This is a genomic window from Staphylococcus sp. EG-SA-10, assembly GCF_017151945.1.
GTDB classification, from domain to species: domain Bacteria; phylum Bacillota; class Bacilli; order Staphylococcales; family Staphylococcaceae; genus Staphylococcus; species Staphylococcus aureus.
Window position 1 is genome coordinate 13,304 of record NZ_JACVZJ010000008.1, and the last position, 21,516, is coordinate 34,819.

19 protein-coding genes are annotated in these 21,516 nt (G+C 32.4%); 1 reads left to right on the forward strand and 18 read right to left on the reverse strand.

The window, feature by feature from the left end; all coding sequences use genetic code 11:
• Positions 1-22: 22 nt before the first annotated feature.
• The 6 genes from IDG45_RS07935 to IDG45_RS07960 all read right to left on the reverse strand — a co-directional run bounded on the left by IDG45_RS07935 (position 23) and on the right by IDG45_RS07960 (position 6,018).
• Positions 23-388, reverse strand: a complete 366-nt coding sequence (locus IDG45_RS07935; protein WP_000282386.1) for a YlbF/YmcA family competence regulator — start codon at positions 386-388, stop codon at positions 23-25.
• The gene (miaB, locus tag IDG45_RS07940; RefSeq protein ID WP_001001521.1) at positions 389-1,933 is read right to left on the reverse strand and encodes a tRNA (N6-isopentenyl adenosine(37)-C2)-methylthiotransferase MiaB; all 1,545 of its coding nucleotides are present in this window, start codon (positions 1,931-1,933) and stop codon (positions 389-391) included. It lies immediately after the preceding gene.
• Between the two features lie 133 nt (positions 1,934-2,066).
• On the reverse strand, positions 2,067-2,360 hold the full coding sequence (locus IDG45_RS07945) for a thiamine-binding protein (protein WP_000655666.1): 294 nt from the start codon (positions 2,358-2,360) through the stop codon (positions 2,067-2,069).
• A 93-nt stretch (positions 2,361-2,453) separates the two neighbouring features.
• Positions 2,454-3,320, reverse strand: coding sequence for a 2-oxoacid:ferredoxin oxidoreductase subunit beta (locus IDG45_RS07950; RefSeq protein ID WP_182062600.1), 867 nt, complete (start codon positions 3,318-3,320; stop codon positions 2,454-2,456).
• A complete protein-coding gene (locus IDG45_RS07955; RefSeq protein WP_000804332.1) occupies positions 3,321-5,081 on the reverse strand; it encodes a 2-oxoacid:acceptor oxidoreductase subunit alpha in 1,761 nt (586 codons plus the stop codon). It lies immediately after the preceding gene.
• A 139-nt stretch (positions 5,082-5,220) separates the two neighbouring features.
• On the reverse strand, positions 5,221-6,018 hold the full coding sequence (locus IDG45_RS07960; protein ID WP_001222105.1) for a TIGR00282 family metallophosphoesterase: 798 nt from the start codon (positions 6,016-6,018) through the stop codon (positions 5,221-5,223).
• Positions 6,019-6,191: 173 nt separating this feature from the next.
• Between IDG45_RS07960 and IDG45_RS07965 the strand changes: the two genes are divergently transcribed.
• Positions 6,192-6,407 carry a hypothetical protein gene (locus tag IDG45_RS07965; protein WP_000026308.1) on the forward strand — a complete coding sequence of 72 codons (216 nt, stop codon included), beginning with the start codon at positions 6,192-6,194 and terminating at the stop codon, positions 6,405-6,407.
• Between the two features lie 296 nt (positions 6,408-6,703).
• Here the strand turns inward: IDG45_RS07965 and rny are convergent, their stop codons facing one another.
• The 12 genes from rny to rnjB all read right to left on the reverse strand — a co-directional run bounded on the left by rny (position 6,704) and on the right by rnjB (position 21,460).
• Entirely contained in the window at positions 6,704-8,263 is a 1,560-nt protein-coding gene (gene rny, locus IDG45_RS07970) for a ribonuclease Y (protein ID WP_001050913.1), read from the reverse strand.
• Between the two features lie 353 nt (positions 8,264-8,616).
• Entirely contained in the window at positions 8,617-9,660 is a 1,044-nt protein-coding gene (gene recA / locus IDG45_RS07975; protein ID WP_000368166.1) for a recombinase RecA, read from the reverse strand.
• 164 nt (positions 9,661-9,824) lie between these two features.
• Positions 9,825-10,976 (reverse strand): CinA family nicotinamide mononucleotide deamidase-related protein, encoded by a 1,152-nt coding sequence (locus tag IDG45_RS07980; protein ID WP_000020357.1) that lies wholly within the window; start codon positions 10,974-10,976, stop codon positions 9,825-9,827.
• Positions 10,977-11,201: 225 nt separating this feature from the next.
• A complete protein-coding gene (gene pgsA / locus IDG45_RS07985; protein ID WP_001025093.1) occupies positions 11,202-11,780 on the reverse strand; it encodes a CDP-diacylglycerol--glycerol-3-phosphate 3-phosphatidyltransferase in 579 nt (192 codons plus the stop codon).
• Between the two features lie 33 nt (positions 11,781-11,813).
• On the reverse strand, positions 11,814-12,206 hold the full coding sequence (locus IDG45_RS07990) for a helix-turn-helix domain-containing protein (protein ID WP_000859443.1): 393 nt from the start codon (positions 12,204-12,206) through the stop codon (positions 11,814-11,816).
• 18 nt (positions 12,207-12,224) lie between these two features.
• Positions 12,225-13,052, reverse strand: coding sequence for a YmfK family protein (locus tag IDG45_RS07995; RefSeq protein WP_000214888.1), 828 nt, complete (start codon positions 13,050-13,052; stop codon positions 12,225-12,227).
• A 104-nt stretch (positions 13,053-13,156) separates the two neighbouring features.
• Entirely contained in the window at positions 13,157-13,861 is a 705-nt protein-coding gene (gene ymfI / locus IDG45_RS08000; protein ID WP_001202420.1) for an elongation factor P 5-aminopentanone reductase, read from the reverse strand.
• On the reverse strand, positions 13,861-15,147 hold the full coding sequence (yfmH, locus tag IDG45_RS08005) for an EF-P 5-aminopentanol modification-associated protein YfmH (protein WP_000664772.1): 1,287 nt from the start codon (positions 15,145-15,147) through the stop codon (positions 13,861-13,863). The genes ymfI and yfmH overlap by 1 nt, the downstream gene beginning before the upstream one ends.
• Positions 15,147-16,412 (reverse strand): EF-P 5-aminopentanol modification-associated protein YfmF, encoded by a 1,266-nt coding sequence (yfmF, locus tag IDG45_RS08010; RefSeq protein WP_000089939.1) that lies wholly within the window; start codon positions 16,410-16,412, stop codon positions 15,147-15,149. The genes yfmH and yfmF overlap by 1 nt, the downstream gene beginning before the upstream one ends.
• Before the next feature lie 30 nt (positions 16,413-16,442).
• Positions 16,443-17,156 (reverse strand): GntR family transcriptional regulator, encoded by a 714-nt coding sequence (locus tag IDG45_RS08015; RefSeq protein ID WP_001293306.1) that lies wholly within the window; start codon positions 17,154-17,156, stop codon positions 16,443-16,445.
• Between the two features lie 4 nt (positions 17,157-17,160).
• Positions 17,161-19,530 (reverse strand): FtsK/SpoIIIE family DNA translocase, encoded by a 2,370-nt coding sequence (locus IDG45_RS08020; protein WP_047213398.1) that lies wholly within the window; start codon positions 19,528-19,530, stop codon positions 17,161-17,163.
• A 256-nt stretch (positions 19,531-19,786) separates the two neighbouring features.
• A complete protein-coding gene (gene rnjB, locus IDG45_RS08025) occupies positions 19,787-21,460 on the reverse strand; it encodes a ribonuclease J2 (RefSeq protein WP_000052586.1) in 1,674 nt (557 codons plus the stop codon).
• Positions 21,461-21,516 lie beyond the last annotated feature (56 nt).

Genomic DNA, 21,516 nt, shown 5'->3' on the forward strand with positions numbered 1-21,516 from the left:
TTGTTCTCCTTTTTGTTTGTAATTAATCACTATGTTTGGCTTTATTATGGTCATTTAAACGTGTTTCCATTGTTGATACAAACATTTTCAATAATTGATTCGCTTCATATTGTGAAGTTTGAAACTGTTCAACTATGGGCAATGTATTTATTTCTGCTTCTATACTTTGAATGGTATGTTCCGACTGTTCTAGCGCATTTTGTTTCCCGTAATTTTGAAAGTTTACTGCTTGTTTTTGATGCTTTTTTAACATATCCATTTTAGTCTTTATCGTTTGGTTCTGATGAATCTGTGCTTCAATTTGTTGATATGTTTTGATAGTATCCAAATTTTTAATTTTATTTGCAATATTATCCGCTTGTTTCAACACGTCATCTTTATTATACATTTATTGAATCACCATTTCCGGCTCTACTTCCTTTACAAAACTGCCATTTAATGAATACTGTTTAGCTTCATCTATTCGTACTTCCACTAGTTTACCAATCATTTCTTTAGGCGCTTTGAAATTAACTAACTTATTTTTATCAGTGTAGCCAGCAAGAACCTGATCATCTTTTTTACTACTACCTTCACAAAGTACTGTTACAGTTTGTCCTTCGTACTTACTCATAGCTATTTGTGAATAATGACCAACTTTTTTATTCAAACGTTGCAATCGTTCCTTTTTGACATCTAAAGGTACATTATCTTTCATTTTAGCAGCAGGCGTACCATCACGTTGTGAATACAAATACGTATATGCATGTTCAAAACCAACTTCATCATACAAAGTTAAAGTTTCTTCAAATTGTTCCTCTGATTCATTTGGATAGCCTACAATAATATCTGTAGTTAATGCTACATTTGGAATTCTATCTTTGATTCGTTTTACTAAATCCAAATAACTTTCTCGTGTATATTTTCTACCCATTATTTTTAATACTGCATTATTTCCAGATTGAACTGGCAAGTGGATATGAGGAACGATATTACCGCCCTCTGAAATAACATCAATCATGTGATCTGTGAAGTCCCAAGGATGACTTGTTGTGAAACGAACTCTTGGAATCGCTATTTTAGAAATTGCTTGTAAAAGATCTCCTAAGTCATATTCTATATCCTGTAAATCTTTACCATATGAATTTACATTTTGACCTAAAAGCGTTATTTCTTTGTAACCTTCACGAGCAAGCTCACGTACTTCATCTATAATATCTTCAGGTCTACGGCTTCGTTCTTTACCTCTTGTAAATGGAACAATGCAATATGTACAAAACTTATCACAACCATACATAATATTGACCCATGCTTTAATGTTGCCTTCACGGACTTTTGGAAGATTTTCAATAACGTCTCCTTCTTTAGACCATACTTCAACAACCATTGCTTTAGATAAGTATGCTTCTTCTAAAATTTCTGGTAAATGATGAATATTATGTGTACCAAAAATCATATCTACATTTTGATACGATTTTAAAATTTTATTCACTACTGACTCTTCTTGTGACATACAACCACAAACTCCGATTAAAATATCAGGTCGTTCTTTCTTCAAATGCTTCAAATTACCAATTTCACTAAACACTTTGTTCTCGGCATTTTCTCTAATCGCACATGTATTAATTAAAATAACATCTGCAGTGTTAATATCAGTCGTTGCTTGATAGCCTAATGCTTCAAGTATACCAGCAATGACCTCAGTGTCATGTGCATTCATTTGACATCCATATGTTTTAATTAAAAATGTACGCTCGTTCCCCATACCGCGATATTTTTCATCAATTTGGAAATCTCTATTATAACGAACTTCTTGTTTACCTCTTTTTTTCGCTTCTTTTAAATTAGGCGGTTGATAAACATGTTCAAAATATTTACTATAATCTTTTTCTGCTTTCTTATCTCTCTCAGCTAAAACATCTACAGAACTTGCTTTTCTTTGTTCTTCGTTCACTTTACAAAATCCTTTCTATTTGCCCGTATCATTTAATAATTATATTAAATTTAACTATAAAGTGCAAAAGCAGTTAAAGTTATACGTCATCTCTAACAAGCCAATTCAAATCCAGTTTACTTCACTTTTAACGTTATTCATCATATTTTTCAGTTAAAGTTTCAATAGTGATGCCATCTGGCACATGATAAAACTTAACTTGGCTAATAATACTTGGACATTCCAGTTCCACCATTCGTTCATTTAATGATTGTATTAAAATTAAACATTCATTCATATTTCCTTGTACTGTCGTTTCTAACGGACCTACTCTAAAATGCAAACCAGATTCGTCAATTATTTTAATCGCCTCGTCTACGTAAGGTATAACATTGTCATTGTTTGGTGTTTTAGGAATTATTTGTATACTCATTAATGTGTCTTTCATTTTTAAAAACTCCTTTATTTTTTGTAATAGTAAAAAACTGAGTAGCATAAATGGATCTGTTATAAATACATTTATACGACTCAGTTTTAATTATTAAATAAATTGTTCAGTTAATGCATTGAACGTGTCTTCAGTAATTTTGATATCTCTTTTAGCAAGTGGTGTATCATCTAACTCTTTAATTTGAGATTCATATGATGGTGTTTCTTTATCTTGATAAACAATACCAGTTACTAAAGATTCATGTTCAATAACAGTTTTAGTCGCTAATTGTTTATCTGTAGAATCATAATTTTCAATGTCATCAACACTTGTTAAATGTTCTTTAAACCAATCGTATGTGTTAATTTTATTATAAGTCACACATGGTGAAAAGACATTAACGAATGAAAATCCATCATGATTAATTGCATCTTCAATTAGTTTTGTTAATCCTTTAATATCACTTGAAAAACCTTGGGCTACAAATGTGGCACCAGATGATAATGCTAATTCTAAAGGCGCAACATTTTTTTCTATATTACCTTTTGGCGTTGTTTTAGTAACAAATCCTACTGCTGATGACGGCGATGTTTGACCCTTTGTCAAACCATAAATTTGATTATCCATGACTATATACGTCATGTTCATATTTCTTCTTAAAGCATGGATTGTATGCCCCATACCTATAGCATAACCATCACCATCTCCTCCAGATGCAATAACAGTTAAATCTTTATTCGCCATTTTTACACCTTGAGCTAAAGGTAATGCACGTCCGTGAATAGAATGAACGCCATAAGAATTAATATATCCTGAAAGACGGCCAGAACATCCTATACCGGTGATGATAGCTACTTCTTCAGGTTCTAACCCTATATTTGCGGCTGCTTTTTGAATTGTAGCTTGTACTGAGAAATCGCCACATCCAGGGCACCAGTTAGGCTTAACATTATTTCTAAAATCTTTAAATGTCGCCATCTATACCATCTCCTTTATTTCAGTAGCAATTATTTTACCTTTTTCTTCGATTTCATGTGGTAGGAAAGGTGTCCCATCATACTTTGTATAATTTTCAATCTTATCATGAATATTGACATTCATTTTTATAATACTAGCCAATTGTCCTTGATAATTGTGTTCCACTACAACGACTTTCTTCGCTTTATTAACTGCATCTTGAATAACGCTTGTTGGGAATGGATGCAATTGTCTAATTTGTATAGTGTTAACTTTTATGCCTTGTTGATTCAAACGGTTACTACCTTCTTGAATTGCACCTTTTGTAGAAATAAATCCGATATAAAGAATATCTGCATCCTCATGTTGTAAGTTAGCTTCTACTGGCGATTCAATTAGTAACTGCTCAATTTTACGCATTCGTTTTTCCATTTGTTGTTGTCTATTTGACGCAGATTCACTAGGTTTACCTTCTTCATTGTGTTCCACACCAGTTATATGATGAATACCTCCTTTAACACCGGGGATAGGTCTAGGAGAAACACCGTTGGATGTTAACGCATAACGCTTGAAATAACCTTTATCATCTTCTTCACGTTCAATATCAGATTGAATGATTTCACCACGTTTAATTTCAATACGATTATAATCTAATTTTTCAACAGTTTGTTTACCTAAAGATAATTGCAAATCACTTAAAACTATAACAGGGCATTGATATTGTTCTGCTAAATTAAAGGCTTCCATAGTTAAATAAAATGCATCTTCTGCATCAGTTGGTGCTACAACAATTTTTGGAATATCACCATGTGTACCATAAATCATTTGCATTAAATCTGACTGTTCTTGTTTCGTAGGTAATCCAGTAGAAGGTCCACCTCGTTGGGTATTAATAATGACTAATGGCGTTTCAGTCATACCAGATAATCCAATTGCTTCCATCATTAAAGATAAACCTGGACCAGCACTAGCCGTAAACGCTCTGACTCCACCATAATTTGCACCAATAGCCATAGTTACAGCAGCAATTTCATCTTCTGTTTGAATAACCGCTCCGTTTACTTTAGATATATTGGCAATCATATATTCCATAACTTCAGACGCAGGTGTAATAGGATATGCCGCCATAAATTGTGAACCTGCAGCAATTGCACCTAATCCAATGGCATCGTTACCAATCATATATAGATGTGGTAGTGCATCTGTTGACTCTAATTCAAAGTCCCCGTAGATTTCAGGTAAGCGGGATTGCATTAATTGATAACCTTCGTTTAATGCTTGGATATTGACTTCAACTACCTTGTCACCTTTTTTAGAAAACATATTAGTAATAAGTTCTTCAAATGTATTTGTATTCAAATTCATCAATGCGCTAGTAGCACCTATTGCAACCATGTTTTTCATTAATGCTGTACCTAATTCTTTAGCGGTTGCTGTAAAAGGTAATTCAATAAGCTGTGCATGACATCCTTCTGGTTTCACAGGTTTAGCCTTGGCATCAGCTAAAATAATACTGTCTTCTCTCATTTCATGATGGTTAACATCAATTGTTTCTTGGTCAAATGCAATCAAAATATCTAAATCATCACTAATTGCATGAACAGGCGTCGTAGAAACTCTAATTTTATTATTCGTATGTCCACCTTTGATACGACTTGAAAAATGTCTATATCCATATAAATAATATCCTTTTCTATTCATAGCCGTAGCGAAGATTTCCCCAGTTGATTCAATACCTTCGCCTTGTTGACCGCCAACTTTCCACGATAATTGTGGTTTCATAGTTATATGCCTCCTATGGATATATTTCATATTAAATGATAACAAAAAGAACCACCGATTTACTATGTAAACAGTGGTACTATATTAAATTCATACTAATGGACGATAGTGCTCAATTCGAATGTTTACTTACGTAATTTTAAAATGTTGAAAATGGATGGTCATCATTTATCAATATACGTTCGATGTGCTTTGTTTTACCTTCTTTGTCCAAATCAATAACAACACCAGATAATACACTTCTACCTTCATTTGGAACAACATGTCTTTGTGGCAAACTAGTGATAAAACGCTCAATTACCTCTGTTTTATTTATTCCTAAAATGCCGTCATAAAAGCCTGTCATACCAACATCCGTTATATACCCTGTCCCCTTTGGTAAAATACGTTCATCTGCTGTTTGAATGTGTGTATGCGTTCCAACAACAGCGCTAGCTCTACCATCTAAATGCCATCCCATTGCATACTTTTCAGAAGTTGTTTCTGCATGAAAATCAACAAATATAAACGGAGTTTGTTCTTGTGCTTCCTTGACTAATTGATCTGCCTTTTTAAAAGGATCATCAATATCTGGCATAAACGCTCTTCCTTGCAGATTAATAACTGCAAGTTTAATATCATTAATTTGTATAAATCTCATACCAATTCCCGGCGCTTCATCCGGAAAATTCGCTGGTCTTACTAGTCGTTTTGCTTCATCTATAAAATCATAAATTTCACGTTGACCATATGTGTGATTACCCATAGTCATGAAATCTACACCATTTCTTAGTAATTGTTTATATATTTTTTCAGTCAAACCTTTACCATGTGCTGCATTTTCAGCATTTACAATTGTAACTGTTGGTTTATATTTTTGCTTCAGTTGAGGTATGTACGTTTCAATTGCGTCTCGTCCAATTTTACCTACGATATCCCCTATAAACATTATTCTCATGTTTTGTTCATCCTCTCATAAATACTAGTTTAATTCATACGTTCTAATATTTAAAGTAAATATTAAATTCTTTGAATTATTTTTCTTCAATTATAAAGAGACATTACTTTGTCTGAAAACTTCAATATGTTAGTATTAAGACATCAAAATAAATAGGAGTTGTAAATAAATACATGTCTATTAATATTGATCCAGAAAAATTTGCAGAATTAGTGGTTATGTCTAACCCATCAAAATTCGAAGATGCAGAGGATATAGCTAAAGAAAGTTTAAAGCTTTACATTAATGCATATCGTTTAGCAGAGAGATATTCAACAATTGCAACAAATTGTTATGATACTGCAGAAGTTATAAAAGAATTAAAGAAAACAGATTTACAATTAAAATAACTCAACTTAGAAATAAATCCTAATTAATATTACAGAAGAGAAGATGTGTTACATCTTCTCTTCTTTTTTATTGGATAGAAAAGCAATCACCTTTTTAGGTTTACATAATATAAATATAGTAATTACGAAGCCTAAAACATTTTTATTAAAAGCAATAACTTCTTATTTAATATAAGGTCCGTCTTACTTTCAAATAACTACTGTTTAATATAGTTATTACCAATAAAGTGCTGTCTAACTAGATTGAGACTACAACTTAAAAAAGCTCCCTCACTAATTTGTGAGGGAGACAAAAATTATTTCGCATATTCTACTGCTCTAGTCTCTCGAACAACTGTCACCTTGATATGACCAGGATATTGTAATTCATCTTCAATCTGATTTTTAATATCTCTAGCCAATCGATAAGATTTTAAATCATCAATTTCTTCAGGAGATACAATCACTCGGATTTCTCTACCTGCCTGAATCGCAAATGCTTTTTCTACACCATCATAACTTTCTGATAACGTTTCTAAACGTTCTAATCGACGAATATAATTCTCTAATGTTTCTTTTCTTGCACCTGGACGAGCCGCAGACAATGCATCTGCAGCAGCAACAAGGATAGATATAATAGATGTAGGTTCAACATCACCATGGTGAGAATGGATTGCATTAATAACTGTTTCATTTTCACCATATTTTTTCGCTAATTCTACACCGATTTCAACATGACTACCTTCTACTTCATGATCAATTGCTTTACCAACATCATGTAAAAGTCCAGCTCGTTTCGCTAATGTCTCATCTTCGCCTAGCTCAGCAGCTAACATACTAGCAAGATGCGCAACTTCAATTGAATGTTTAAGTACATTTTGACCGTAACTTGTACGATAGTTTAAACGCCCTACAATTTTTACTAAGTCAGGATGCATATTATGTGCGTTCACTTCAAATGTAGCTTGTTCACCTGCTTCTCTAATAATATCGTCTACTTCTTTTCTAGCTTTTTCGACCATATCTTCAATTCTACCTGGATGAATACGTCCATCAGATACTAAGTTAACAAGTGCTGTTCTAGCAATTTCTCTTCTTATTGGATCAAAACCAGATAATATAACTGCTTCTGGTGTGTCATCAATAATTAAATCAATGCCAGTTAAAGTTTCAAGTGTGCGGATGTTTCGTCCTTCTCGTCCAATGATTCGACCTTTCATCTCATCATTAGGTAAGTTAACTACTGATACCGTTGATTCACTTGTGTGATCTGCTGCTAATCTTTGTACTGCTGTAGCTAATAATTCTTTTGCTGTTTTATCAACTTTTTCTTTAGCTTCTTTTTCTTTTTCTTTAACAAGTACTGCAATATCTTGTGACAGTTCTTCCTCTACTCTTTGAAGTTGCTCATTAATAGCTTCTTCTTGAGTGAGACCGGAGATGCGTTCTAATTCTTGTTCATGCTTCATTATTAACGTTTGAACACTACTCTCTTTTGCATCTACTTGTTGTTGTTTTTCTTCAATTTTTGATTCTTTTTGCTCTAAAATCTCATCTTTTTTATCTAATAGATCAGATTTACGCTCTAAGTTTTCTTCTTTTTGAAGAAGTCGGGTTTCTTGTCTTTGAAGTTCGCTACGTCTTTCACGTAGTTCTGCTTCAGTTTGTTCTCTTAGGATTTGGTTTTCTTCTTTTGCCTCAAGTAATTTCTCTTTTTTGATATTGTCAGCTTCTTTATGTGCTTGATTTACAATATCTTCGGCAGTTTGTCTAGCTTGTGATTGCTTTTGAAGCAACAAATTTCGGGCAACAACATACCCTCCAACAACTCCTAGAATGATCCCCAGCAAAATGAGTAGGAGGCTTAATAAATTCACACAAACACCTCCTTTTCTAGGGTTTGCTCTTTATATGAAATTCAATATGACTTTATGAAATTATATATAAATCATACAAATTAATTGTACGGTTTATAGGAGATAAGTGTCAAGTTATCAATTTGCACTTTTGCACTATATTGAATGCTATTTCTACTATTTTCTAAAGTTTTGAAGCTCGATTATAAAACTATTGATAATGTAATAATAAATAAAATAAAAAACCTTATAGTCTCGATTTGAAGTGCATCCCATAAAGTTAGATATTATTCCAGCTTTATGAGATGAATATCACTTTCAATCAATCCTATAAGGAAATTTGCTAAGTTTAACTATAGATATAAATTTGTGTACTATTCTTCGTCAAATAATGACTTTGGTGCATCTTCTGTTTCTTCAACATCACCATCAGATATACCTAATTTTTCTCTCAATTTACGATCAATTTCTTCTTTAATTTGTGGGTTTTCTTTCAAGTACATTTTAACATTTTCCTTACCTTGACCCATTCGTTCGCCATTGTAAGAATACCATGCTCCTGATTTATCAACGATGTCGTTTTCAACACCTAAATCAATAAGTTCACCCTCTTTAGAAATACCTTGTCCATACATAATATCAACTTCAGCTACTCTAAATGGTGGTGCCACTTTATTTTTAACGACTTTAATTTTAGTTCTATTACCTACAATTTCTTGTCCTTGTTTAAGCTGTTCTGCACGACGTACTTCTAGTCTTACTGAACTATAGAATTTTAATGCACGTCCACCTGGTGTAGTCTCTGGATTACCGAACATAACACCAACTTTTTCACGAATTTGGTTGATGAAAATAGCTGTTGTATTTGATTTAGAAATAGCACCTGAAAGTTTACGTAACGCTTGTGACATTAAACGAGCTTGTAAACCAACGTGAGTGTCTCCCATTTCTCCTTCAATTTCAGCTTTAGGTGTTAAAGCAGCAACTGAGTCTACAACTACAATATCAACTGCACCACTTCTAACAAATGCTTCGGCGATTTCAAGACCTTGTTCACCATGATCCGGTTGCGATAAATATAAATTATCGATATCTACGCCTAATGCTTGAGCATATTCTGGATCTAAAGCATGTTCAGCATCGATAAATGCTGCCACCCCGCCATTACTTTGTACTTCAGCAATAGCGTGAAGCGCTACTGTTGTCTTACCAGAACTTTCAGGACCATAAATTTCAATAATTCGTCCTTTAGGATATCCACCTACACCTAGCGCATTATCTAATGTAACTGAACCAGTTGATGTAGTTGAAACTCGGCGACCTATATTGTCACCCAACTTCATTACGGCACCTTTACCGAAAGATTTCTCCATATTTTTAATTACTGTATCTAAAGCTTTTTGACGATCGTTATCCAAAGCGAGACCTCCTAATTGAAATTGCTATCTTTTAATTATCTTACCAATACTATACAAGGATTCAAAATAAAATACAAGTGTTTTGCGAATATTTGTTCGTATAAAGTCTTGAAATCAAAACGCAAAAACGAACAAACGTGCTTATATTTTTATCGATAATACAATTAATTTGTTGTTCTAAGCCAATTTAATAATCTTATAAGCGCATAATTTTGACTTCTGTTCTTTAATGAATTTCTAGATTTAGACATTTTAAATTGCTCAGTTTTAAATTCTAAGTTATTATCATAGCCTATATGGACTACACCATCATACTCTAATAGAATAATTGCTGATGACACATTAAATAATTTATTAACAAATTGCACTGCATCTTTTAATTGCTGCTCAATAGGTTTATTAATATCAACAAAGTTTTCATTGTGATTAATCATACCCTTTAGAACATCGTTTAAATCCACTTCTTTCAATCGATGATATAAAGCACCATTAGTAATACCATCATATATTACAAAAGGTTCATTAATTTTCTTTATTACAGCTTGCTCAATTAATGTGTCATCTGAACCATAATAATATTCTCCAATACGATCAAGAATTTCTTGCTTAACGGGTTGAATCAATGATTGTGCTTGTTCTTTTGAGTCGGCATTTGCAGTCAATCTAATATATACTTCATGACTTCCTGCCAAAGGCGCAATCGTAGGATTAGTCTGTTTATCGATAAGATCTATTAATACTGTTTCTACTTTAGATTCACCTATTCCCGCAAATCTTAATAGTTCTGAGTGTATAATTCGATTATGGTTTATAAAATGTGACAACAATTCATTTTTTACCATTGGTTGCATTTCTTTCGGTGGACCTGGTAATAAAATAATTTGTTTGTTTTCAAAATTCACCATCATTCCTGGAGCCATGCCATGATGATTTGCTAATACAGTTGAACCTTCAATTACTAAAGCCTGTTGTTTATTATTAGGTGTCATTTCTTGTCCTTGTTCCTCAAAATAGCTTTCAATATATTTTAAAGAAGGCTCATCAATAACTAAATCTTTACCAACAATCTGGGCCACTGTATGCTTCGTTAAGTCATCTTTCGTAGGACCTAAGCCACCTGTTAAAATAACAGTATCATATTTTTCTAACGCATGACGTACACTTGATTCTAAACGTTTTTTATTATCTCCAATAACTTTATGTTCTAATACATTTTGTCCAATTTCATTAAATACTTTAGATAGAAATTGTCCATTGGTATTAGCGATTTGACCTAGCAATAGTTCTGAGCCTACAGCAATAATGGCAATTGACATTTATATCCCCCTTGTATCGTTTAATTCATTTTTTTCATGTATTCCATTTAAAAATTCACATCAATTTTAAATTCAATGTATCAGATGCTACAACACATTTTCCTAAAAAATGAACAAATATTGTTTTACAATATATCATTATAAACAATTGCGTGGCTAATTTCTAAAATTGGGATTAAAAAAACTAGATTCCATATGAAAATGAAATCTAGTATAAACAAATATTTATTTTTGTTTAAAAACATCTCTACCTTTATAAAAGTATTCAATACCAGATAAGATAGTAAAAATAACGCCAATGTATAATAAAATTTGTCCTAATGACAAACCAATCAATGTTGCCAATGGATCACCTAATAACAACCAAGTAATTGCTACCATAGTAACTGCTGTTTTAATTTTACCTAATTGACCAGCTGCACTTACGAATCCTTGTTCAATTTGTAGTAAACGTAAACCAGTTACGGCAAATTCTCTGGCAATAATAATGATTGCTACTACAGAATTTGTTAGTCCTAGTTGTACAAGTACAATTAAAGCACTTGCAACTAATAATTTATCCGCTAATGGATCCAAAAATTTCCCCATATTTGTAACTAAATTCCATTTTCTAGCTAAATAACCATCAACAAAATCGCTAAGGGAAGCCAATATAAAAATAAAACCACTGATTAATAACTCAATTCTTATTTCATATCCTCCCAGAAATGACACATTGCCAAATCCAAAATCAACTAACGCAAACAATATAAAAACTGGTATTAACACTACTCTAAAAACCGTAATCTGGTTCGGAATATTCATTATACATCCTCATTTCTCACTAATTTATTTCTGTTAAAATATTAAAACTAACATGATCCATAACAATAAAGTTATTAAAACTGTAATACCCATGATTACTAATAATTGTATTGGCTCTTTTGATTTACTCTTATAATCTAAGTCTTTATTATTATTGAAAACTGTAATTACTTCGTCCCATTCGGCTTGGTTTGATGGAATTTCATCTTGATGAGCTTGAATTAATTGGTTAGGTTCAATATTTACTACGCTTGCATATTTTCTAATAAATCCTTCGCTGTAATTTTTATTCGGTAGTTGATCGAATTCATTATTTTCAATATGCACTAGCATTTCACGTTTAATTCCAGTACGTTGCTCTAATTCTGTTAAAGTCATTCCTAACCTTTCACGTCTACCTTTTAGCGCTTCACCGACCGTTTTCAATTCATAGCCTCCTTACACTTACTCGAAGAAACCAAAACCACCACCAAATGGATCTCCAAAATCTAAATTATTCTTACTTTGGACTGTCTGTTTCTTCATTTCTTCGTAATGTATTTCTTGATTTTCATTTTCTCTCAATTCGATAATATAGTCAAAATCTTCCATTATACAAGTACTTGTTTCAACAAATAAATCAGGATGTTCAACGACTTTGATTGATGGTAACGTCATAACTTCGTTAACAAGTTCTTGATGTTTTGGATTAGATTCTCTGGCAGTAACTGCACCATCAATAATATATACATGATTGGCATCATATTCCCCTTTAATTAGAGAGCTACGTACAGTTTGTTTTATTAAAGTAGAACTAATAAATAACCATCTCTTATGTGCACAAACACTTCCCGCAACAATTGATTCAGTTTTACCAACCCGTGGCATACCTCTAATGCCAATCAACTTATGACCTTCTTCTTTGAACAATTCAGCTAAAAAGTCTACTAACAAGCCTAAATCTTCACGCTCAAATCGAAAGGTTTTCTTATCTTTTGCATCTTGTTCAATATATCTACCATGTCTAACTGCAAGACGGTCTCTTAATTCTGGTTTTTTAAGCTTTGTTATTTCAATTTCATTTATACCACGAGCTATTTGCTCAAAACGTTCAACTTTTTCAAGATTGTCTGTTTTAATTAAAAGGCCTCGTTTACCTTGATCAACACCATTAATTGTAACAATACTTATACCTAACATACCTAATAAACTAGATACATCACCTAAAAGACCCGGTCTATTAATTTCAATTTCGTATTCTAGGTACCATTCTTTTTTCTCTGCAACTGTCATGGTGAACCTCACCCCTTGTTTAATTAACAAATTATGATTCATTGTAATATTCATATTATAACATCAATCATAAAAACATTTGCTCATAAAAATAGTTCTATATTTTAAATATACCAAGCACCATTAACTTTCTGTATAGTTCCAGTAACACTTCTAGCATTTGGGTGATATAAATAGGCGCATGTATGAGCAACCTCACTCGGTAGAACCAATCGCTGTTGTGGTAATTCAGTTATCATTGCTTGAAGTTCATCTTCTTGCCACTCATTTGCCATATTACCGGCTACAAATCCAGGTGCGATAGCATTTACTGTCACTGATGTTAGTGCAAGCTCTTGACTAAGTGCCTTAACGAAACCTAATTGTGCACTTTTCATCGCCGAATAAATAGTTTCCATACTAGCTCCTGTCTCACCCCAAATTGATGAAATTACAATAATTCTTCCATTGTCACTTTGACGTAAAACATCAACGAAATATCTACATAATCGAATTAATTGCAACACATTCAACTGATAACATGCATCAATATCATGGTCTTTCATATCTTGTAAAACACCATATAAAGACTGACCACTTGCATATATTAAACAGTCTAATGATTTAATGTCACCAAATGTTTTGTCAATATCAATTGTTTGAGATAAATCCGCTTGTATAAAATGAACTTTATCATCATTAAATTTGCTAGTTAATTCATTTATATCAGTGCGATAATATTGCACATAAACTTCAAATCCATCAGTTAATAATTGTTTGACTATCTCAGAACCAATTGAACCAGAACCACCTAATACTAATGCTCTCATTACTTTTTAATCTCCAAACGACTATCGACTTGCTGATCTAAATTTAAATATAACGATGACGTTTCGTTAATACTATCTAACGTGATGTTTTCAACAATGTCTAACATGTCAAACACACTAACACCTTCAAAATACAATTTAGTATATTGATTAGCAATATATTCAGGTGAGTTTAAACTTGATATGAACTCACCTATAAATTGCTTTTTCAAAAGTTCAAATGCTTCTGCATCTTGGAAATTGCCTTTTTTATCACGCAACTCATCTAATAATAATTTTTTTAATTTATCTGGTTCTTCAGTAGCGCTTGTCACGATTGAAAAACTATACGTCGGCTCTAGTACAAATTGATAACCAAATGTATCATCGATAAGTCCTTCGTTTAATAAATTCTGATAAAAGTCTGTTTCTTCCCCAAAAATTAACTCAAAGAATAATGACATTTCTAAATCACATTGTACATATTTTTGAGGCGCTTCTTGTAATGGTTTATTTTTAAAACCAAGCATTAGTCTTGGTGATTGAATTTTCATAGATTCAGTAACAAATGCTTCTTTAACATCCTCCGGTTCATCAACAAGTCCTCGTTCGATTTTGGGTTGGTTAACTTTATTACGAGCATCCTCGTGTTGTTTTACTATTCGACATATTGCTTCAGGATCCACATCGCCAACAACAAATAAAACCATATTTGATGGATGATAAAACGTTTCATAACATTGATACAAATCATCTTTTGTAATATCGTATATACTTTCTACACTACCGGCAATATCAACACGTATTGGATGTTGTTGATACATTGCACGCAATGTATTAAACATTAATTTATATCCAGGTTGTTCTTGATACATTTTTATTTCTTCTGCAATAATACCTTTTTCTTTATCAACAGTTTCTTTTGTAAAATAAGGCGTTTCAACCATTGTAAGTAAACGTTTAATGTTGTTTTCAATATTATCAGTTGCACTGAACAAGTAGCTTGTACGATCAAAGCTTGTAAACGCATTTGCTTGTGCATTATCTTCAGCAAACGCAGTAAATAAGTCTTCTTCTTCTTTTTCAAATAATTTATGTTCTAAAAAGTGAGCAACTCCATCAGGTACAGTAACAAATTGGTCTTGTCCAAGGGGTTTAAATTGATTATCTAATGAACCAAATTGCGTAGTGTACGTGACAAATGTCTTTTGAAAACCTGGTTTGGGGATAATAAATAATCGTAAACCATTTTCTAATTCTTGTTCGAATACTCTTTCGTCTATTAATTCATAATAACGCTCTTTCATTATTTATCCCCTCCTTTTGTCAACACATAGATTGTATCTAAAAATGCTTTTTCAGCAACAGAAACAATATCTTCGCGACTTACCTTCTGTATATCTTTTATAAATGTTTCTTTGCTTTGTGGTTGCTCTAATAATATTTGGTTATGCATAATCTCTATAATACTTTTCGGACGATCTTCAGATTCATATCGATGAGAAATGATTACTTTTTTAGCTAACTCTAATTTTTCTTCAGTGAAATCTCCTGCTTTTATTTTTTCAAATTCACTTATAATAGTGTCTTTTGCAGTTTCGTACTTATCACTTGAAACCCCACTCAAAACAAATAAATAGCCATTTTTGCCATCAATTTGTGAATGTATAGAGTACGCTAAACTTTGCTTTTCTCGCACTTCATTAAATAAAACAGATGAAGGATCTCCTCCAAACATCATGTTAAATACAACAAAGGCAGCATATCCACTTTGTCCATATTGTGTTGGAAAACGGTATCCCATATTTAATTTAGCTTGATCCACGTCATCATATTCAACAATATAATCAACTTCTTCATCGTGTAAATGATGAGTAGAATGTTGGAATTGATGTTTATCGAATGGTTTAAGTGCAAATTTTTCACGTATTTGTTTCTCAACACTTTCAGGTTCTACATTGCCGACAACATAAACAGAACATTGATCATTATTAATCATTGATTGATATGTATGATATAGTGTTTCAGCAGTAATATGTGGGATTTGTTCTAGTTGTCCTGTAGATAAGTATTTGTATGCTTCATTTTCAAACATATGGTCGAGTAATTTTAAAAACGAATATTGTGCTTTGTTATCTACCATTGCTTCTATTTTTTTGGCTAATAATGTTTTCTCTTGGTTAACAAAATTATCATTGAATGCTTTATTTTCAATTAATGGATTCCAAATGATTTCTTGTAATAAATCTAATCCTTGATTAAATAATGATTCACCGTTTCTTAAATAACGTTCATTAACAATTTCTAATGAAAATGTAATGACATGCTGATCTTTGAATTTTGAAATTGTACTATTCACATACGCACCATATAAATCGGCTAAGTGATTATTAAACGACTTATCAGTTGGCCATTTCTTAGTTGCTCGAACTAATAATTTGCTTAATAATGATCTAGCTGTTATTGTGTCATATTCTAAAGGTGCCATAAATTTAAAAACTATAGTAGTTGTTTTAAATTTAGTTGTTGGTGAAACTTTGATATGTATATTTGGTTGAGATTGTCTACTCAAATATATAGCCTCCTCTATATCTTCTTAAATCTATATTTTTCTAGTGATTTTAAATTGAACTAAGCTATTTTTCATATAATTTAATGAATACAAAATAGGTTCATCTAATTCATTGTAGTGCGTAATTTTTAATAAAATCAAACCTTCGTGTGGCGAAGCATTAAGTACTTCGGATATTCGAGGTTCATAATTTACCGCTTCAATTTCTGTATCAGCATAACAAATATTATGATTACTTTGTTCTTTTATCGCACTTAGTATCGATCCATTGCTCATTTGATACTCTGTACATGTTAATTCTTTTTTAGCAATTTTATCTAAACAATAGACGACCGGTTCTCCATCGGCAGTTCGTAATCGTTCTATAATGGTTACTGGATATCCTTCTTCAACACTCAACAAATTTGCATCTAACATAGTTGCTGGTTGCTCATCAAAATTTAAGTATTCAGTTCCGCATTCAAATCCTGCATTTTTAATCATTTGCCCAATACTTATAAGTTCATTCAATGGATAAAAGAAAGGGGGCAGTGACTTAACACTTGTGCCCTCTTCAAAATTATCTTTAATGACTTGTTCAGTAATCAATGCCTGAATTGCTTCATAAACATCGTCGGTTTTTACATTTAATTCTCTGGCAATTGATAAATTACTTGGAAGTTGGTCACCATATTCCAATTTATTTTGCTTAATCAAATTTAAAATGTATTGTTTAACGTTATATACCGCATTCATTTCTGACATTTTTTTACACCTCGTCATTATTAAGATCTATTAAAACTTGTCTAGGCTTGCTTCCTTTTTGTGGACCGATTACCTGATTGCGTTCTAAATCATCCATCAACCTAGATGCTCTATTATAACCAATTCTAAATTGGCGTTGTAACAATGATGTACTTGCCTTTTGTTGTTCAACAACAAACAAATACGCTTCATCATATAAAGCATCTTCACTTTTCATTTCCGATTTATCCACTGGTGCATCTGGTTCCATTTCTTTTACATAATTTGCCTGTTGTTGTTCTACTACATAATTTACAACATCTTGCACCTCTTGGTCACTTAAAAACGCCCCTTGAATACGTGTTTGTGATGAGTCACCATTTCCAACGTATAACATGTCACCTTTACCAAGTAACTTTTCTGCGCCACCAGTACCAATAATAGTTCTTGAATCTGTTTGAGAACTCACCGCAAAAGCAATTCTAGATGGAATATTATTTTTAATGATACCTGTAATTACATCCACAGAAGGTCTTTGTGTCGCTACAATCAAATGTATACCTGCTGCACGTGCCATTTGTGTGATACGTTGAATCGCATTTTCAACTTCTTTACCAGCTACCATCATTAAATCTGCAAGCTCATCTACAATAACAACGATATAAGGTAATTCTGGTTGCTTCTCATCTAATTCTTGATTTTGCTTACGGATTAATTCGTTATAACCTTTAATGTTTCTAGTTGATGAATGTTGGAATAAATCATAACGCCTTTCCATCTCAGCTACAATTTTTTCTAAAGCTTGAGCAGCTTTATGAGGATTTGTAACAACCGGAATTAATAAATGTGGAATTCCGTTATAAACATTTAGTTCAACCATTTTCGGATCGATTAACATAAGTTTAACTTCATGCGGCTTAGCATTTAATAAAATACTTGTAATAATACCATTTATACAAACAGATTTACCACTACCCGTCGATCCTGCCACCAATAAGTGTGGCATTTCATTTAGTGGAACAGTAATTGGATTACCTGATATATCTCTTCCTAATCCAACTTCTAGTTTATTATTAGACGGGAATTTTTCATCTAAAACTTCTTTTAGTGAAACTAATGAAATTTTCTCATTTGGCACTTCAATACCTACTGCAGAGCGACCAGGTATTGGCGCTTCGATTCTAACATCTTTTGCTGCTAAAGCTAATGCAATATCATTATGCAAGTTTACAATTTTACTCACTTTAACCCCTTGAGCTGGTTGAATTTCATATTGAGTTACTGCAGGACCAATTTTAATTTGTGTCACTTTTGCATTTACCCCAAAATCTTTTAATGTATTCTCTAGTACTTGTCCTTTACGTTGTACTTCAGCTTTAGATGTTGCTTTTTGTTTTGCAGGTTGATTAAGTAAAGTTAACGGTGGAACAACATACGATACATTCGTAACTTCACCAGCTTCTTCAATAGTGTTTTCACTTTCAACACTGTTATGAGTTTGTTCTGTTAATTGCTCTTGCTGATCTGCTTGATGATGATTTACGATGTTATTCGAACTATTCTCTGCATCAAACACTCGTTTTTTTCGACTTGGTTGACTCTGGCTTTTACTTTCATTTTCAGTATGCCCATAAATTGGAATATCTCTTTCTTGAGGCACTTCCGTAAAATCACTCACATCTTTTATTTGTGGCTGTTCATTTTGACGTGCCTTTTGTTCTTCTTTAAGTCTCGCTTTTTCTTCACGCTTCAACTGTTTTTCTTGGTTTCTTTCCGACATTTTTTCATTAAATGAACCAAACCAAGCTTTTATATTTTCCAGTGCAACTTTTGCAACATCACGATGTTGATGGTTTGTTAATAAAATAACACTTGAGCATAATAATAAAATAGTAATAATACATACACCAAATAGTGAAATTAAAGGTACGCTTAACTCTAATAAATAAAAGCCTAATACACCGCCACCAAAATTTGGAAAATGACTGTGTTGGTATGACTGATACACATAAGAAAGTACAGGTTCTCTTTCAGCTTTGATACCACTATTAAAATGAAAAACTAACTGTGATACAAATAGCAATGCAATTTGCAATACAATCGAACCAGCCGTTCGTCTAGTTTTAGGAATACGTTTAGAGTATGTAATAAAACCAGTTGCTAAGAGTACTAAAATATATGTTAAATATCTACTGTACCCAAATAAATAATTAAAGAAGCTGTCAATTAGACGACCTATTATTCCTAATTGGAAAACACCCAACACCATTAATACAACTACTAAAATAGCTATGACATAACGTATCGGATTATCATTCTTCTTTTTCCTCGAATTTGTTCTTTTTTTTGATGTTGTTTTTTTCTTAGCTGTCGATTTCTTTTTTGCTTGTGCCAATTGACGCACCTCCTTATGTTACCTTAGTTAAAACGACATTATTATATATAATTTCCTATTTGATGTTTAGAATATGTAGTCCAAACAGACGATGAAAGAGGTTAGAACAATATCATCTATGTATCAATTTACTTAAGATAACAGATTAATCGTTACCCCTTTCAATTGACCATCATAAAATATAAGTAAATTGTCCATGACAACCATTATATTTCGGTGACTTGTTCTGACCTCTTTTATGTTAATGACTTTTTGATTAAATTTCAGAAATTACTGGAATAATCATAGGACGACGTTTTGTACTTTCGAATAAAAGTTTACTAATTTGATCACGCATATTTTGCTTAATTTCAGACCATTCTATGCGTTTTTCTTGTAAACCAGCTTCTACTATTTCACGTACTTTCTCTTCTGCTTCACGTAATAAGTCTTCACTTTCACGTACATATACAAACCCACGAGATTGAATTTCAGGTCCCGCAGCTATACGTCTATTTTTAGGATCTAACGTTACTACAGCAATAAAGATACCATCTTCTGCTAAAAGATGACGGTCTCTCAACACGATATTTCCTACATCCCCAATACCAATACCATCTATTAAAATATTTCCTGAATTTACCTTTTCATTTAATATCATATCTTTACCGTTGTAATTAATGACATCTCCTTTTTCCACAAGGAAAATCTTTTCTGGTGCAACACCTGCTTCAGCTGCTAGCTTCGCATGTGCTATCTGCATTTTAAATTCACCTTGTACAGGAATAAAGTATTCAGGTTTCATAATATTAATCATCATTTTTAATTCTTCCATGCAACCATGACTTGAAGCATGAATCTTCTTGTTATTTGGAATAATATGTGCGCCAGCACGTACAAGCTCATTTAATGTATTCGCAATGATAACTTCCATATTAGCAGAAGCCGTAATTGCTAAAAATACAGAATCGCCTTCTTCGATATTCATAATTTTATGCTTATGTTGCGCCATTTGACTTAAGGCTTCTACAGGTTCTCCTTGCATACCAGTAGCTATAATTATCACTTCATTTTTAGGATAATTATCAACTTCTGTTATAGGAATTAGCAAATCTTTAGGAATGTCGAAATACCCCATTTTACGAGCAATATTAAATGAACTTTCAAGTGATCTTCCTAAAAATGACACTTTACGATTTAGCTTGTTAGCAATATTTAAAACTTGCTGAATACGTATAAAGTTCGAAGCATAACATGAAACAATCAAGCGACCTCGCACTTTTGCAAAAGCATCATACATATGATGTTCAATCACATTTTCCGGAGTATTATATCCAGGTTTCTCTGCCTCAGTAGAATCACTGATTAAGACAAATACGCCTTCTTCACCAATCTCTGCCATACGTTTAATATCTGGTGCATAATGTCCATGTAAACTTTGGTCAAACTTAAATTCACCTGTATACACAATGGCACCATATGAAGTGTGAATACAAACACCTAAACTATCAGGAATACTGTGTGTCGTATTAAAGAAACTAATATTCACGTTTTTGAATCTCATAATTGAATCATTATTAACTGTGTAGTAGCGAACTTTTTTATCAATATTACGGGCTTTCATATTTTCTTTAATTAACGCTATTGTCAATTTAGATCCATATACTGGTGCATCTAATTGTTCTAAAACATAACTCACTGCACCAATCGCGTGCTCATGTCCGTGTGTAAGGAATATCCCCTTCAATTTATCTTTATTTTCAAGTACGTATGAAATGTCTGGTATAACAATATCAATACCTAGCATTTCGTCTTCTGGAAACATAAGTCCAGCATCTAACATAAACATTTCATCGTCTACTTCAACGATATACATATTTTTAGCAATTTCGCCAACACCGCCTAATGGTATAATGCGAATATCTTTATTCTTTTTCTTTATTAAACTCAAAATCTTACCTCCTAAATTTGTTACCCGTCCATATATAAACTCACTATTCATTATAA

Coding starts and splice junctions, on each gene's coding strand:
- IDG45_RS07945 (WP_000655666.1), bottom strand. CDS start 2,360: ATGAAAGACACATTAATGAGTATACAAATAATTCCTAAAACACCAAAC.
- IDG45_RS07955 (WP_000804332.1), bottom strand. CDS start 5,081: ATGAAACCACAATTATCGTGGAAAGTTGGCGGTCAACAAGGCGAAGGT.
- IDG45_RS07960 (WP_001222105.1), bottom strand. CDS start 6,018: ATGAGAATAATGTTTATAGGGGATATCGTAGGTAAAATTGGACGAGAC.
- IDG45_RS07950 (WP_182062600.1), bottom strand. CDS start 3,320: ATGGCGACATTTAAAGATTTTAGAAATAATGTTAAGCCTAACTGGTGC.
- IDG45_RS07995 (WP_000214888.1), bottom strand. CDS start 13,052: ATGACAGTTGCAGAGAAAAAAGAATGGTACCTAGAATACGAAATTGAA.
- yfmH (WP_000664772.1), bottom strand. CDS start 15,147: ATGAAAGAGCGTTATTATGAATTAATAGACGAAAGAGTATTCGAACAA.
- IDG45_RS08015 (WP_001293306.1), bottom strand. CDS start 17,156: ATGTCAGAAATGAATGCGGTATATAACGTTAAACAATACATTTTAAAT.
- IDG45_RS07965 (WP_000026308.1), top strand. CDS start 6,192: ATGTCTATTAATATTGATCCAGAAAAATTTGCAGAATTAGTGGTTATG.
- IDG45_RS07980 (WP_000020357.1), bottom strand. CDS start 10,976: ATGTCAATTGCCATTATTGCTGTAGGCTCAGAACTATTGCTAGGTCAA.
- ymfI (WP_001202420.1), bottom strand. CDS start 13,861: ATGAGAGCATTAGTATTAGGTGGTTCTGGTTCAATTGGTTCTGAGATA.
- IDG45_RS07935 (WP_000282386.1), bottom strand. CDS start 388: ATGTATAATAAAGATGACGTGTTGAAACAAGCGGATAATATTGCAAAT.
- pgsA (WP_001025093.1), bottom strand. CDS start 11,780: ATGAATATTCCGAACCAGATTACGGTTTTTAGAGTAGTGTTAATACCA.